Source organism: Bradyrhizobium sp. Mp19 (assembly GCF_029952935.1).
GTDB lineage: Bacteria > Pseudomonadota > Alphaproteobacteria > Rhizobiales > Xanthobacteraceae > Bradyrhizobium > Bradyrhizobium elkanii.
This window is the reverse complement of sequence record NZ_JASAUT010000002.1, coordinates 29964-45455: the sequence shown is the minus strand read 5'-3', so window position 1 is coordinate 45455 and position 15492 is coordinate 29964. Positions and strand designations below refer to the sequence as shown.

Genomic DNA, 15492 nt, shown 5'->3' with positions numbered 1-15492 from the left:
CCGTGGCAACACCACCAGCAATCCGCGCGACATGAGCACACGGATTGTTTCTGTGGCTCTCTGTGCGTGAACAGCGTTCTGGCACGGGTAACCAGGCTTCGGCCGAGATTGTCTCGCCTGAGGCAACAACGCCGCCTGGACGGAATATGCTCGTCCGGACGGCGCCGTCGAAATACTGGGCCCTGAAATCCCCAGTGCCAATGGGTCGTACGGGCGCGGGATAGGTTCAACGTTGCGCCGCCTTGCCGCAGTCCAAGCCACGACATCGTGAGCTGCGATCTCGAGCGGATGTGGCTTGCCGATAAAGCGCGCGCGCTGGCAGGGTGGTTCGACCCGACAAGTCCAATCCCGCGAGAAAACCATGGCGCGCAGACTGATCGATATCTCCGTTCCCCTGCAGAACGACGTTCCGGCCGATCCGCCCGGCAATCATCCGACCATCCAGTATATCGATCACCAGCAGGGGCTGCCGCGCATGCTGCAGTTCTTCGATGGTCTGAAGGCCGATGATTTGCCCGACGGGCAGGGCTGGGCCGTCGAGCAGGTCTCGCTCTCCACCCACAACGGCACGCATCTCGACGCGCCCTGGCATTTCCATCCGACCATGAACCGCGGCGAGCGGTCCTGGACCATCGACGAGGTGCCGCTGGAGTGGTGCTTCCAGCCGGGCGTGAAGCTCGACTTTCGGCATCTGCCTGATGGCTACGTCGCGACCGCCAAGGATGTCGAAGCCGAGCTGAAGCGCATCGGCCACGCGCTGTCGCCGCTCGAGATCGTCGTCGTCAACACCAGCGCGGGCGCGAAATATGGCCAGCCCGACTACGTCAATTCGGGCTGCGGCATGGGCTACGAGGCGACGATGTATCTGCTCGAGCGCGGCGTGCGGCTGACCGGCATCGACGGCTGGAGCTGGGACGCGCCGTTCGTCTTCACCGCGAAGAGATACGCCGAGACCAGGGACGCCAGCCTGATCTGGGAAGGCCACAAGGCCGGGCGGCACATCGGTTACTGCCACATCGAGAAGCTGCACAATCTCGAGCAGCTGCCGTCGACCGGGTTCATGGTGTCGTGCTTCCCGGTGAAGATCGAGCGCGCGTCGGCGGGCTGGACGAGGGCGGTCGCCATCCTCGACGGCTAGGCGCGCCGGGGTTGTGTTCGGCCAGCTTCGGGAACCGGTGGACAGGCTGTGCATTACGGCGGGTTGTTGCGGCACGGCTACAGCCTGAGGCAGCCGAATCTGCTTTCATGCACGTAGTAGATGCATTGGGTGATCGGGCCGCCGGCTCGTCCTCGCGTCCCGATTTCGGAAGCGTTCTCTCCCGTGACTAGAGCCCCGGCGTCTCCGGGGCTCTTTCTTGCGTGCCGCAGCTGAGCCAAGCCCGGCAGGTGAACCAACCCCCAAAAAGCAAATCAGGTGCGTCGGGACCGACGCACCTGATTTCATGTCTTCAATATCGCTTGTGTCGACCGGGCGGTTGTTACCACCGGCAAACGCGAACACCACGCGGGGTCCACCAGCAACGGGGACCGGCGTAACCGCCGTAGCCATAGCCACGGCCATATCCATATCCGCGGCCATAGCCCCACCCGCGACCGCGGCCCCAGCCGCCGCCGCGATAGCCCCAGCCACCGCCGCGTCCGCGCCAGGCTTGCGCAGGCGCTGTGGTGACGCCGACCAGGATGGCAGAGGTGCTTGCGACATAGACGAACAACAAAGCGACTGCTGCTAGGCAACGAGTCAGGATATTGTAGCGTTTAGTCATTCTGAAGATCTCCAGTCCACTTCCAAACATCTGAACTGATGCTGGCTGTCTCGCTTAGACGCGCGACACCGGCATTCGGTTCGTGCATGCTAAGACAATATTTTCACTAAGGTTCTTGCGAGCTTTAACGACTCTATTGAGACCAACAGGTAAGGTCAAGTTACAGTCCCGCCTGCAAAGGATACTGTCGTTGCTGCGCTCATCTTGTCGTTCATCCGCCGTTCATTCTGTTCATCTTGCGTTGCGCCGATTTGATTTGTGCATCGCAGAAGCAGAGATTTGAGAACGTCGGAAAATGCCGGCGAGAACTTGAAGTCGACACGATCCTGTTCTCTCAGCGTTGCTGTATCCTTCCAAAGAGTGCCCATGCCGAAACAACACACTTACGTCCTTGGTCTCAACGTCTACGACCATGACGTCAGCGCCTGCCTGCTGCGTGACGGCGCGATCGCCTACGCGATCTCCAAGGAGCGCATCACCCGCGAGAAGCACGCCTCCGGCTTCTACAAGGAAGTCGTCGACTACTGCCTGTCGGCCGAGGGCATCACCCTCGACGACGTCGATCTCGTGGTGCACAACAGCTACATCCTGCCGGTGCTCGAGATGGAGGAGCGGATGCTCCACCAGGATATGCCGGGCTTCCTGCCGATCGCCGAACGCAACGAGGCAATCAAGCACCCGCTGTTTCGTTCCAAATCCGACAAGGTGGTGTCGATCTCGCACCACCTCGCGCATGCCTACAGCGCGTTCGCGGTGTCCCCATTCAAGGACGGCGTCGTGATGATCGTCGACGGCGTCGGCAATTATCGGGCCGACGCGATGGAGTCCTACTCCGAGGATGAGGCGTCGCCGCTGGCCCGCGAGTCCGAGAGCTACTACAGGTTCGACGACACCAGGCTCGAATGCCTGAAGAAGGTCTGGATGGAGCCGGCGCGCGGGCTGTTGTCGGACGAGTTCTACAACATGCCGGGGCTGGGGGCGCTGTACAGCCGGGTCTCGACCTATGTGTTCGGCGACTGGAACAAGTGCGGCGAGCTGATGGGGCTTGCGCCCTATGGCCGCCATGAGCAGGTCGGCCATCTGCTCGAGATGAAGGACGGCAAGCTGCACGTGCCATTCTGGGGCGCCGAGAACCAGCAGCCCTTCGTGCTCGACAGCGGCAGTTGGGACAAGAGCCCGGCGATGCGGCACTGGGAGGACATCGCCTGGCGGGTGCAGGACGACACCGAGAACGTGCTGCTGGCGCGGGCGCGCTGGCTGCGCGAGACCACGGGGGCGAAAAATCTCTGCATCGCCGGCGGCGTCGCGCTGAACTGCGTGGCCAACGGCCGCATCGCGCGCGAGTCAGGTTTCGAAAACATCTGGATCCAGCCCGCCGCCGGCGACGACGGCATCGCGATTGGTTGCGCTTATTACGGCTGGCTCGAAGTGCTCAAGCAGCGCCGCTCGTTCGTGATGGACCACGCCTATGTCGGGCGGCGCTACAGCGACGCCGAGGTGACCGCCGCGCTGCAAAGCTTCCTGGTGCGCATCCAGATCGACGCGAAGCGCAGCGACAATATCTGCCGCGACACCGCAAAGCTGCTCGCCGACCAGCGCGTGATCGGCTGGTTTCAGGACCGTTCCGAATTCGGTCCGCGCGCGCTCGGCAACCGCAGCCTGATCGCCGATCCGCGCAAGGCCGAGATGAAGGACATCCTCAACAGCCGGGTCAAGCACCGCCAGGCATTCCGGCCGTTCGCGCCGATCGTGCTGGCCGAGCGTATGAAGGAGATCTTCGAAGGCGAGGAGGACTCGCCCTACATGCTGATCGCAAAGCCGGTGCGGCCGGAATGGCGCGACAGGATTCCGGCGATCGTGCATGTCGACGGTTCGGCGCGGGTGCAGAGCGTGCGGGAAGAGACCAACCCGATGCTCTACCGCCTGCTGAAGGAGTTCGAGGCGCTGACCGGCGTGCCGGTCCTGATCAACACCTCGTTCAACGTCAAGGGCGAGCCGATCATCGAGACGCCGCAGGACGCGGTCAGCTGCTTCCTCACCACCGGGATCGACCACCTCGTGATGCACGACACCCTGGTGTCGAAGACCGCCATGCACAAGGTGGTCACGCCTGTCATGACGACGTTCGGCGACGTCGCCACCATCGTCTCCTCGACCACGCAGGACCCCAGTCGCGGCGGCGGCTGAAACTTATTACGCGGGTGTCGCCGGTGCCGCGGGCTTTGCCGCCGGCGGCTTGACCGGCTTGTCCTGCCGCTTCGACCACGAGATGTAATAGGCCACGATCGTCATGATCGCGATGCCGGAGATGCTGACGAAGATCTGCGCGAACAGCGAGCCCGAGCTCATCGAGAGCTCGAAATGTCCGACAAAGGACAGGAACACGCCGACGCAGAACACCGCCAGCGACTGCTGGCCGCAGACGATCAAGGGATCGAACACCTTCCACTCCAGCGCCGCCCAGTCCTTCGGGATGAAGCGGATCACCAGCACCGTGATCACCACGAAGTGCAGGAAGCGATACGGCGCGAGGTTGGTCTTGTCGTTCGGGTTGAAGGCCGAATAGAGCCAGTCCGGGAACATGGCGCCGAAGTCCGGGAAGCGCCCGGCCATCGTCATGATCAGCGCGAAAATCATATAGGCGATGCAGAACCACAACGTGTAGCGCGAGTTGATGATGCCCATGTTGTTGCGCGCGCCGCCCATCGCGCACCACGAGCCGAACACGAACAGCACCTGCCAGGCGAACGGATTGAAGTACCAGCTACCGGCCGGGTAGGCCGGCAGGTTCCAGCCCTGGTGGCGCGACACCAGCCACAGCACGAGCGAGGCCGCCATGGTCCAGTTCGGCCGCCGCAGCATGAACCACAGCACCGGCGGGAACAGGCCCATCAGCACGATATAGAGCGGCAGCACGTCGAGATTGACCGGCTTGAATTTCAGAAACAGGCCCTGGCGCAGCGTCTCGGTGGCGTTGTCGACGAGGCCGGCGACGTTGAACTCGTTGATGATCTCGGAATCGCCGAAGCGCAGCGCCAGATAGCTGATCGAGGCGATGTAGATCACGAACAGGATGATGTGGGCGACGTAGAGCTGCCAGACCCGCTTGGTCAGCCGGGTGGCGCCGACGATGAAGCCGCGTTCCAGCATCATGCGGGCGTAGACGAAGGAGGCGGTGTAGCCGGAGATGAAGACGAACAGGTCCGCGGCGTCGCTGAAGCCGTAATTCCGCGTCGTGATCCAGTTCACGACATTGTCGGGGATGTGATCGAGATAGATCGCCCAGTTCGCGACCCCGCGGAACAGGTCGAGCCGGAGGTCACGTCCTTTTTCGGGCAGGGTAGCGTGGATTTCCATGGGGCGCCGCTTCCTCGAGGTGATGCTTGTCGAGAAGATCGCGCCGCGGGCCCAGGGGACTGCTAAGGGAAGCCTCCCGAGGCCAGATTGTCACAGCGCGGTAGAATGACTATACCGGTCCGGCGAAGGCTGCCTCCGAGATCCGAGGAATCACCGATCAGATCGTTGATAGGTGTCTCTATACTATCCCGGCGGTTTCCTTCAAATCGCTTCCATGTCGCACATCCCACGGGGCCGACCATCCATGACCGCACGCATTTTTAAGCCCGCCAAAAACGCGATGCAATCGGGACGTGCCAAGACCAAAGAGTGGCAACTGGACTACGAGCCGGAGCAGCCGCGCTCCGTGGAGCCCTTGATGGGCTGGACCTCGTCCACCGACATGAAGCAGCAGCTGACGCTGCAGTTCGAGACCAAGGAAGAGGCGGTCGCCTATTGCGAGCGCAAGGGCATCGCCTACCAGGTGATCGAGCCGAAGGATTCGGCGCACCGCCAGATCGCCTATGCCGACAATTTCGCGTTCCGCCGCTGGGAGCCGTGGACCCACTAAGGTTGGACGCACTGGTCCGGACTGGCGCCCCGATCAGCTCGCCGCAGGCGCGGCGAGGGCGCCCGGGATCGGCAGCGGCGCATCCTTGGAGACGCCGAGCACCGGAAAGCTTCTGATCTTGCGCACATTGGGCAGGCCGGCGAATTGCAGCAGCTGCTGGCGCATGTCGTCGACGCTGGGCGCGACGCATCGGAGCATGAAGTCGGCATCGCCCGAGATCCGCCAGCATTGCAGGAAGCGCGGCACGGCCGCAACATCAGCCTCGAACGCCTCGATCGCGCTCAGGGTCTGGCTGTCGAGCTGGATCAGCACGAAGGTCGTCACCTCATAGCCGAGCAGCCGTTCGTCCAGCGTGGCGCGGATCGCCTGGATCACGCCGCGGCTGCGCAGGGCGCGAACCCGGCGCAGGCAAGGCGGGGCAGTGATGCCGATCCGCTCGGCGAGCTCGTTGATCCTGATCCGGCCATCCCGCTGCAACTCGGACAGGATCCGCAGATCGATGTCATCGAGCTGTGGGCGCTCTGTCACGGTCACGAGCCCGCCACGGCGGCGCGCCGGCTGTCGCTGCCGTGGCTCGCCTGGCCGATCGCGGCCTGCGGCGCGACGCCCGACAGCACCAGCTTCTCATGCGCCGCGATGATGGCGTCGCGGGTCAGACGGCCGCCGGGGCGGTACCAGGTGCAGAGCCCGGTGAGCAGCGCCAGGATCGCGAAGGTCGCGACCTGGATGTCGACCACCTCGAACACGCCGACCGACGCCCCGTCGGTGAGGATCTGCGCCAGCCGCTGCTCATAGGCGCCGCGCAACGCCACCACTGCGTCGTAGTTCTTCGCATCGAGGCTGCGCAGCTCCGAATTGGCGATGAAGACCTCGCGCTTGCGGGTCATGTGATAGCTGACGTGGAACGCGACAAAGGCACGCAGCTTCTCGACCGGATCGGCCTTGCCCTCGAGCGCAAGATCAAGCTCGCGCAGCAAATCGTTGATATGATCCTGCACCAGATCGAACAGCAGGTCCTGCTTGGTTGAGATATGGTTGTAGAGTGAGCCGGCCTGGATGCCGACCTCGGCGGCAAGCTGGCGCAGGCTCATGGCCTCGTAGCCGTGCTCGAAGATCAGGCGCACGCCGGCCTTGCGGATCGCCTCCAGCGTGGTGGGGCCGTGTGAGCCGATCGTGCGTGCCATCGGGGCCTCGGAGGGTGTTGGCTTGCCAGGGAGAACCAGGAAACAAGCGAACGACCGTATGTATATCGCATGAAATCCCAGTGAATTCAATGAACTGCGGATTTCACGCGCAAACCATAGCACGATTGCTTGCGAAGCCAAGAAAAAAACGTATGATCGTTTAATTGCACGATGAATCTCACGGGAGGGATCATGGCCTCGAACCAGGCGGCAATCTTCAATTTCGACCTTGGCGAGACCGCGGACGCGATCCGCGAGACGGTGCATGATTTCTCGACCAACGAGATCGCGCCGCGCGCCGCCGAGATCGACCGCAGCAACCAGTTTCCGCGCGACCTCTGGCCGAGGATCGGCGCGCTCGGCCTGCACGGCATCACCGTCGAGGAGGAGTATGGCGGTTCGGGCCTCGGCTATCTCGAGCACTGCATCGCGGTCGAGGAGATCTCGCGGGCGTCGGCCGCGGTCGGCCTGTCCTACGGCGCCCATTCCAACCTCTGCGTCAACCAGATCCGCCGCAACGGCAACGAGGCGCAGAAGCGCAAATATCTGCCGAAGCTGATCTCGGGCGAGCACGTCGGCTCGCTCGCGATGTCGGAGCCGTCGGCGGGCTCGGACGTGGTTTCGATGAAGACCCGCGCCGACAGGAAGGGCGACCGCTTCGTGCTGAACGGCAACAAGATGTGGATCACCAACGGTCCGGTCGCCGATACGCTGGTGGTCTACGCCAAGACCGATCCGAACGCCGGCCCGCGCGGCATCACCGCCTTCATCATCGAAAAGGGCATGAAGGGATTTTCGACCGCGCAGAAGCTCGACAAGCTCGGCATGCGCGGCTCCGACACCTGCGAGCTGGTGTTCGAGGATTGCGAGGTGCCGGAGGAGAACGTGCTCTCCGAGGTCGGCCGCGGCGTCAATGTGCTGATGAGTGGTCTCGACTATGAGCGCGCGGTGCTGGCGGCGGGGCCGATCGGCATCATGCAGGCCTGCATGGACGTGGTGCTGCCTTACGTCCACGAGCGCAAGCAGTTCGGCGAGCCGATCGGCTCGTTCCAGCTGGTGCAGGGCAAGGTCGCCGACATGTACACCACGATGAACGCCTCGCGCGCCTATGTTTACGCCGTGGCGAAAGCCTGCGACCGCGGCGAGACCACGCGCGAGGATGCCGCCGGCGCCATCCTCTATGCCGCCGAGAAGGCCACCCAGTGCGCGCTGGATGCGATCCAGCTGCTCGGCGGCAACGGCTACATCAACGACTATCCGACCGGCCGCTTGCTGCGCGATGCAAAGCTCTACGAGATCGGCGCCGGCACGAGCGAGATCCGCCGCATGCTGATCGGCCGCGAGCTGTTCGCCAAGACGGCCTGATGTCTTCTCCCTCGCCCCGCGCTTGCGGGGAGAGGGCGGGGTGAGGGGCTGTCACCGCATCAGTGGTGGCAGTTGTGCTGACCCCGGCACGATGATTGACCATGAACCCACCGATACTCCAACGAAACGTGCAACACCGATGCCGCTTCATTCGACGATCGATCCCACATCTTCTGAATTCGCCCGCAACGCCGAGGTGATGCGCGGCCTGGTCGCGGAGCTCCGCGGAAAACTCAACCAGGTGGCCGGCGGCGGCGGCGAGACCTCGCGCAAGCGGCACACCTCGCGCGGCAAGGTGCTGGCGCGCGATCGCGTCGATCTTTTGGTCGACCCCGGTACGGCGTTTCTGGAGCTGTCGCCGCTCGCCGCCAACGGGCTCTATGGCGGTGACGTGCATTCCGCCAGCGTCATCACCGGCGTCGGGCGCATCGCAGGGCGCGAGTGCATCATCGTCGCCAACGACGCCACCATCAAGGGCGGCACCTATTACCCGATGACGGTGAAGAAGCATCTGCGCGCCCAGGACATCGCGCGGCAGAACAATCTGCCCTGCGTCTATATGGTGGATTCCGGCGGCGCCTTCCTGCCGCTGCAGGACGAGATCTTTCCCGACGAGCGGCATTTCGGCCGCATCTTCTACAACCAGGCCCAGATGTCATCGCAGGGCATCCCGCAGATCGCGATCGTGATGGGCTCCTGCACTGCGGGCGGCGCCTATGTGCCGGCGATGTCCGACGAGAGCATCATCGTGCGCAACCAGGGCACCATCTTCCTCGGCGGTCCGCCGCTGGTGAAGGCGGCGACGGGCGAGGTCGTCACCGCCGAAGAGCTCGGCGGCGCCGATGTGCACTCCCGGCAGTCGGGTGTGACCGATCACTATGCGCAAAACGACGCCCACGCGATCGGGATCGCGCGCCGTATCGTCGGCACACTGAAGCAGCCGGTGAAGGCTCAGCTCAACATGCGCCCTGCGCAGGAGCCGCTGTTTCCGGCCGAGGAGATCTATGGCGTGGTCTCCGCCGACGGCAGAAAGCCGTTCGACGTGCACGACATCATCGCGCGGATCGTCGACGGCTCCGAATTCGACGAATTCAAGAAGCTCTACGGCACCACGCTGATCTGCGGCTTCGCCCATATCTTTGGCTATCCGGTCGGCATCATCGCCAACAACGGCATCCTGTTCAGCGAGAGCTCGCTGAAGGGCGCGCATTTCATCGAGCTGTGCTGCCAGCGCGGCATTCCCCTGGTGTTCCTGCAGAACATCACCGGCTTCATGGTCGGCAAGAAATACGAGGCCGGCGGCATCGCGCGCGACGGCGCCAAGCTGGTGACGGCGGTTGCCACCGCCGGGGTGCCGAAATTCACCGTCGTGATCGGCGGCTCCTACGGCGCCGGCAATTACGGCATGTGCGGCCGCGCCTACAGCCCGCGCTTCCTCTGGCTGTGGCCCAACGCGCGCATCTCGGTGATGGGCGGTGAGCAGGCGTCGATGGTGCTCAGTCAAGTGCGCCGCGACGGCATCGAGGCCAAGGGCGAGAGCTGGTCGGCGGAAGAGGAAGACAAGTTCCGCGAGCCGATCCGCGCGCAGTACGAGAAGCAGGGCAATCCCTATTACGCGACGGCGCGGCTGTGGGATGACGGCGTGATCGATCCGGCCGATACGCGCCTCGTGCTCGGGCTCGGCCTGTCGGCGGCGGCCAACGCGCCGATCGAGCCGACGAAGTTCGGCCTGTTCAGGATGTGACCCAGGAACTGACCATGGACCGCTCAAAACTCACCCGGCGTTTCCGCACGCTTCTGATCGCCAACCGCGGCGAGATCGCCTGCCGCGTCATCCGCTCGGCGCGCGCCATGGGGCTGCGCACCGTCGCGGTTTATTCCGAGGCCGACCGCGACGCGATGCATGTCGCGCTCGCCGACGAGGCCGTGCTGCTCGGGCCGGCGCGGGCGCGCGACAGCTATCTCAACATCGAGCGCGTCATCGCGGCGGCCAAGGAGACCGGCGCCGAGGCCGTGCATCCCGGCTACGGCTTCCTGTCTGAAAATGCGGAGTTCGCGCAGGCCTGTCTTGAAGCAGGCTTGGTGTTCGTCGGCCCGACCGCCGAGATGATGACGGCGATGGGCTCGAAGTCCGGCTCGAAGGCGCTGATGGAGAAGGCCGGCGTGCCCTTGGTGCCCGGCTATCACGGCGAGGCCCAGGACGAGGCGACGCTGGCGGAGGCCGCCAACCGGATCGGCTTCCCCGTGCTGGTGAAGGCGTCCGCCGGCGGCGGCGGCCGCGGCATGCGCGTGGTCAATTCGGCGGCTGAACTCACGGCCGCGATCACCAGCGCCAAGCGCGAGGCCAAGGCGGCATTCGGCGACGATCGCATGCTGATCGAGAAATACGTGCAGAACCCGCGCCACATCGAGGTGCAGATCATCGGCGACAGCCACGGCAATCTGCTCTCGCTGTGGGAGCGCGAATGCACGCTGCAGCGCCGCCACCAGAAGGTGATCGAGGAGGCGCCGTCGCCGACGCTGAACGCCGCGCAACGCGAGACGGTTTGCGAGGCCGCCCGCAAGGCTGCCGGCGCGGTCAATTATATCGGCGCCGGCACCATCGAGTTCGTCTCCGACGGCAAGGACGTGTTCTTCATCGAGATGAACACCCGCCTGCAGGTCGAGCATCCCGTCACCGAGCTGATCACCGGCGTCGATCTCGTCGAATGGCAGCTCCGCGTCGCCTTCGGCGAGGCGCTGCCGCTGAAGCAGGACGAGATCAGGCTGAACGGGCATGCCATCGAGGCGCGCGTCTACGCCGAAAATCCCCAGAAGAACTTCATGCCCTCGGTCGGCCGCATCAAGACCTGGCGCACGCCACAGGAAGGCGACGGCCTGCGCATCGATGCCGGCTATCGCAGCGGCGATAATGTCTCGCCCTACTACGACGCGATGCTCGCCAAGGTGATCGCCTGGGCGCCGACGCGCGAGGGCGCGATCGAGAAGCTCAATCGCGGGCTTGAGGAAACCGATGTCCGCGGCATCGTCACCAACATCCCGTTCCTGTCGTCGCTGATGACGCATAAGGATACGCGAGCCAATGCGATCGATACCGGCTTCATCGAGCGCGAGCTGAAGAACCTGACATCGGGCACGGGCACGGCCGGCGAGTTCGAGCTTTGCGCGGCGGTGGCCGCGATCGTCAACGACGAGCAGAAGGCGGCGCGGCGCGAGGCCAACTCGCCCTGGCAGGCCTTCGGCTGGATGCCGGTCGGCCGCCGTCAGCGGGTGTTTTCGTTCCGGCAGGGCCATGAGCCCGCCCAGACCATCACGCTGCACTATGGCAACGGACCGTCGACGCTCTCCGTCGGCGGCCGCGAGCTCGTCTTCGCGATCTCGTCAGCCGGCGATGACGGCTTCGACCTGACGCTCAACGGTCTCAAGTCGCGCATTGCTTCGGTCGTCGAGGGCCACGAGCTTTACTTGCGCACCCGCAACGGCCGCTTCGACCTGCATTGGGTCGATCCGTTCGGCGGCGAGAGCGAGGAGCAGGTCGGCGAGGACAAGATCGTGGCTCCCTTGCCGGGCACCGTGGTCGCGCTGCTGGCCGAAGAGGGCGCGACCTTGGAGAAGGGCGCGCCGATCCTCACCCTGGAAGTGATGAAGATGGAGCAGACCCTGCGCGCGCCCTATGCCGGGGTGCTGAAGAAGCTCAAATGCAAGGTCGGCGACATCGTCGGCGAGGGCGTCGAGCTTGCCGAAGTCGAGCCCGCGGCCGCGTCATGAGCGATCAGATCAAGATCATCGAGATGGGGCCGCGCGACGGCCTGCAGAACGAAAAGACGCCGGTCAGCGTCGAGGCGCGCATCGCCTTCGTCGAGGCGCTGGTGGCGGCCGGGCTCAATACGGTCGAGGTTGGCGCCTTCGTGTCGCCGAAGGCGATCCCGCAGATGGCAAGCTCCGACCAGGTGCTGCGCGGCGTCAGCCACGTCAAGGGTGCCGAATTCCATGTGCTGGTGCCGAACGAAAAGGGCTATGACGCAGCGCGCGCGGCGGGCGCCCAGGTGGTCTCGGTGTTCGCGGCGGCCTCCGAAGGCTTCTCCCGCGCCAACATCAACTGCTCGGTCGCGGAATCGATCGAGCGCTTCAAGCCGGTGCTGGCCCGCGCCAAGGCCGACGGCGTCAAGGTGCGCGGCTATATCTCCTGCGTGCTCGGTTGTCCGTTCGACGGCGAGATCGAGCCGAAGGCGGTCGCCGACCTCGCGGTGACGTTGTGGGATCTCGGCTGCTACGAGATCTCGCTCGGCGACACCATCGGCGTCGGCACGCCGCTGAAGGCCAAGCAGATGCTGCGTGCGGTCGGTTCTGAGTTGCCGGTCGGCAACCTCGCGATGCACTTCCACGACACCTATGGCCAGGCGCTCGCCAATCTCTATGCCGGCATGGAAGAGGGCGTCCGCGTCATCGATGCCGCCGCGGGCGGTCTCGGCGGCTGCCCCTACGCCCCCGGCGCCACCGGCAATGTGGCGACGGAGGACGTCGTCTACATGCTCGAAGGCATGGGCGTGAAGACAGGGATCGACATGGACAGGCTGCTGGCCACGACGAACGAGGTCGCCGGATTGCTCGGCCGTCCGCCGGTCAGCCGTGTTGCGTCCGCGCTCAACGCGAAGCGCAAGCGGCTCCCCAAATCGTAAATTGTGGGATGCTTGGAGCGATTTGGGATTGTAGCCGCCTCAATCTTCGGCGGTCGCGCTCGGACTTATGCGCTGCGAAGCGCAGATTCAAGGCACATAGTCGCACCCCCGGCTTGCGCAGTCTGGGCTCCCGAAGCTGGACTCTCAACCCATATGCGTATGGTGCGACAGCGCCTTGCGCTATCGCCGCCCTCCTTGAGGGCGTTTCCTCCCTAGACTTGGGCCGCTTGTTGTTTCGAGCGGCCCTTTTTCTTACGCTGCCGGAGCGTTGATCGTCGCGATCACGGCCCTCATATCGGTCGCCAGCTCGCGATAGTGCCCGCCCAGCCGCTGGTACAGTTCGCGGTTGCTCCCATCCAGCGTCCTGCTAGCGATCAGCTCGCATTCGTCGGCGAGGATCTCAAATCGTTCCAGCTTCGCTTGAAGAGCAGACATGGCGGGAATTTCCCTGACTGTTACTGAGGGAGTTGCGACGCTACTACTCCGACTGCGTCTAGCGCAGCATAATTATAGGGTAGAACTAAATTCTTCCCGGCAGTTTTGCGGCGCACACAGCCGCCGTCATCGGCGCGGCGCCCGATTAAACCCTCCCGAAAGCGTTCATGGCTTGGTGACTCAAACGTGCTGAGGTGAGGGGGCTCGCAATTGCTCCAGGTGGATTCTCGCCATGTCCGGACAGGTGTCAGCTTCCCGCGGCCGAACGTTTCTGGCCGGAAAAATCGTCTTCAACTTCGGCCGGTCGGCCTTCGACTGCACGGTCCGCCAGCTCACGGAGACGAGCGCCACCGTGGAACTCGAAAGTGTCGTTGGCATTCCCGATCACATTCAACTGTTGCTCGTCGGCAGCAATCAGGTGAAGCCATGCAAACGGCTGTGGCAATCGGACCGCCAGCTTGGCCTGGTTTTTGAAGAGCAGCAGGCCAACGCTGCGGCGCCCGCGCCTGCCGCTCCCGCGCCGGCCGCCATTCCGGAGCGGCGCAGCGGCGATATTCTGCGCGGGCACATGCTGGCGCTGCGCGCAGCGCTCGATCAGATCCCCGTCGGCATCCTGCTGTTGGACGCAGAGCTGAAAGCCCTGTTTATCAATCGTGCGTTTCGGAGCATGTGGGCGCTTCCGGACGCGGTGGCCGACCGCAACCCCACCTTCGCCGATCTGATGCAGCACGGCTGCAAGACCATGGCCTATGAGCTGCCGGCTGAGCAGCTTCATGCCTACCTTGCCGAGCGCGTCCGCCTCGTGAGCGTCGGGGACCCAAACCCGATCGATCTCAGGCGCAGCAATGGTGATGTGGTTCGATGTCAGTGCACGCCGCTGCCCGACGGCGGCCGGATGGTGAGCTACACGCCCGTGACCGACATCGTGCGCGCATCGGACAAGCTGAAGCTGCTGACCGGTGCGCTCGAGAACGTGGAGGACGGCGTCGTCCTGCTCGACCGCGATCTCAATGCGATCTTCCTCAATCGGCGAATGCGGGAATTCTGGGAGGTGAGCGAGGAGGAGGTCGCGCGGCATCCGGCATACATCACGCTGCTCACGCGCAACCGCCGCGCCGTTCCGGCGGACGCGACCCCGGAGCAAGTCAGGGCCTTTCCCGCGAAGCGGATCGCCGAGATCAAGGCGGGCGACCACAAGCGCGACATGCAGACGCCGGACGGCCGCCATATCAGGATCCATTGCTCGACGATGGCAAACGGCGGTCGCATGCTGACCTTCGTCGACGTGACCGATCTCGTACGCAACGCACGGCAGCTGGAGGTGCTTGCGACCACCGATCCGCTCACCGGATTGTTCAACCGCAGGCACTTCCTGACGACGCTGGATGCGGAGTGGAGCCGGTTCCAGCGCTACTATCGTTCGGTATCCGTGCTGATGGTCGATATCGATCACTTCAAGAGCATCAATGACCGCTTCGGACATGCGGTCGGCGACGAAGCCATCAAGGCTGTCGCCGGGATATGCATTCGGGGCAAGCGCAAGTCCGACGTCGTCGGCCGCGTCGGAGGCGAGGAGTTCGCGGTCCTGCTGCCGGAGACCACTTTGTCGCGCGCCCGAACCGTCGCCGAGCGCATCCGCAAGAGGGCGGAAGCGTTGACGGTGGGCGCGGATGATCGGCCGGTGTCACTCACGGTAAGCATCGGCGTTGCCGAGGCCCTCACAAGCATGCCCGGGATCGATGCCCTGATGAAGGCCGCCGATGCGGCGCTCTACCAGGCCAAGGAGCACGGCCGGAATCGCACGGAGTGCTGGTCACCTCCGTCGCCACCGAAGCTGGCCACCGGGTAAACGGCTCTGGAATACTGGATCACCCGCATGCGCATGCGCGGGTGATGACACCGAATACGCCGTTTGACAGTTGAATCCGTGAGCAAGGGCTGTCCTTCAATCCCGCTACTCAAGCGAGCTCCATCACAAGGCGGCAATCTGACAGCTATGTGGTCAGCCACGCGTCAGGTTCCCATAAGGATTGATAATACATGGTTGCCCGGCGGCCACGATTGTTGCGAAACTGCAACGGTTCTTGAACATTTAACCTTAAAAGCACCCGGTCCGTAGTCGCGCCGCTTTTTAGCCACACCCCGACATGAAAGGATAT

13 protein-coding genes are annotated in these 15492 nt (G+C 64.1%); 8 read left to right on the top strand and 5 right to left on the bottom strand.

Going from position 1 to position 15492, the window contains the following annotated elements; all coding sequences use genetic code 11:
• Positions 1–361 precede the first annotated feature (361 nt).
• On the top strand, positions 362–1138 hold the full coding sequence (locus tag QJT82_RS02940) for a cyclase family protein (RefSeq protein ID WP_028342096.1): 777 nt from the start codon (positions 362–364) through the stop codon (positions 1136–1138).
• A gap of 340 nt (positions 1139–1478) precedes the next feature.
• Here QJT82_RS02940 and QJT82_RS02935 read toward each other — a convergent pair whose 3' ends face one another.
• Positions 1479–1763 (bottom strand): hypothetical protein, encoded by a 285-nt coding sequence (locus tag QJT82_RS02935; RefSeq protein ID WP_080686822.1) that lies wholly within the window; start codon positions 1761–1763, stop codon positions 1479–1481.
• 366 nt (positions 1764–2129) lie between these two features.
• Here QJT82_RS02935 and QJT82_RS02930 point away from each other — a divergent pair, with 366 nt between their 5' ends.
• Positions 2130–3950 (top strand): carbamoyltransferase C-terminal domain-containing protein, encoded by a 1821-nt coding sequence (locus QJT82_RS02930; RefSeq protein ID WP_028342095.1) that lies wholly within the window; start codon positions 2130–2132, stop codon positions 3948–3950.
• 6 nt (positions 3951–3956) lie between these two features.
• On the opposite strand, the gene QJT82_RS02925 is transcribed toward QJT82_RS02930, so the two are convergent.
• The gene (locus tag QJT82_RS02925) at positions 3957–5120 is read right to left on the bottom strand and encodes an OpgC domain-containing protein (protein ID WP_028342094.1); all 1164 of its coding nucleotides are present in this window, start codon (positions 5118–5120) and stop codon (positions 3957–3959) included.
• A 244-nt stretch (positions 5121–5364) separates the two neighbouring features.
• Here QJT82_RS02925 and QJT82_RS02920 point away from each other — a divergent pair, with 244 nt between their 5' ends.
• Entirely contained in the window at positions 5365–5670 is a 306-nt protein-coding gene (locus tag QJT82_RS02920; protein WP_016846428.1) for an ETC complex I subunit, read from the top strand.
• 33 nt (positions 5671–5703) lie between these two features.
• Here QJT82_RS02920 and QJT82_RS02915 read toward each other — a convergent pair whose 3' ends face one another.
• Positions 5704–6198 carry an Lrp/AsnC family transcriptional regulator gene (locus QJT82_RS02915; protein WP_035632032.1) on the bottom strand — a complete coding sequence of 165 codons (495 nt, stop codon included), beginning with the start codon at positions 6196–6198 and terminating at the stop codon, positions 5704–5706.
• A 2-nt stretch (positions 6199–6200) separates the two neighbouring features.
• Positions 6201–6854 (bottom strand): TetR/AcrR family transcriptional regulator, encoded by a 654-nt coding sequence (locus QJT82_RS02910; protein WP_028342092.1) that lies wholly within the window; start codon positions 6852–6854, stop codon positions 6201–6203.
• A 192-nt stretch (positions 6855–7046) separates the two neighbouring features.
• Here QJT82_RS02910 and QJT82_RS02905 point away from each other — a divergent pair, with 192 nt between their 5' ends.
• From QJT82_RS02905 to QJT82_RS02890, 4 genes are all read left to right on the top strand, one after another.
• Positions 7047–8219: an isovaleryl-CoA dehydrogenase gene (locus QJT82_RS02905; protein WP_028342091.1), complete on the top strand. Its 1173-nt coding sequence runs from the start codon at positions 7047–7049 to the stop codon at positions 8217–8219.
• A gap of 139 nt (positions 8220–8358) precedes the next feature.
• Positions 8359–9963: a carboxyl transferase domain-containing protein gene (locus QJT82_RS02900; RefSeq protein WP_028342090.1), complete on the top strand. Its 1605-nt coding sequence runs from the start codon at positions 8359–8361 to the stop codon at positions 9961–9963.
• 14 nt (positions 9964–9977) lie between these two features.
• Positions 9978–11987 (top strand): acetyl/propionyl/methylcrotonyl-CoA carboxylase subunit alpha, encoded by a 2010-nt coding sequence (locus tag QJT82_RS02895; RefSeq protein ID WP_028342089.1) that lies wholly within the window; start codon positions 9978–9980, stop codon positions 11985–11987.
• The gene (locus tag QJT82_RS02890; RefSeq protein WP_028342088.1) at positions 11984–12898 is read left to right on the top strand and encodes a hydroxymethylglutaryl-CoA lyase; all 915 of its coding nucleotides are present in this window, start codon (positions 11984–11986) and stop codon (positions 12896–12898) included. Before QJT82_RS02895 ends, QJT82_RS02890 begins: the two co-directional genes overlap by 4 nt.
• 252 nt (positions 12899–13150) lie before the next feature.
• Here QJT82_RS02890 and QJT82_RS02885 read toward each other — a convergent pair whose 3' ends face one another.
• The gene (locus QJT82_RS02885; RefSeq protein ID WP_016846867.1) at positions 13151–13333 is read right to left on the bottom strand and encodes a hypothetical protein; all 183 of its coding nucleotides are present in this window, start codon (positions 13331–13333) and stop codon (positions 13151–13153) included.
• Positions 13334–13565: 232 nt separating this feature from the next.
• Here QJT82_RS02885 and QJT82_RS02880 point away from each other — a divergent pair, with 232 nt between their 5' ends.
• Positions 13566–15182 carry a sensor domain-containing diguanylate cyclase gene (locus tag QJT82_RS02880; protein ID WP_028342087.1) on the top strand — a complete coding sequence of 539 codons (1617 nt, stop codon included), beginning with the start codon at positions 13566–13568 and terminating at the stop codon, positions 15180–15182.
• The last annotated feature ends 310 nt before the right edge of the window (positions 15183–15492 follow it).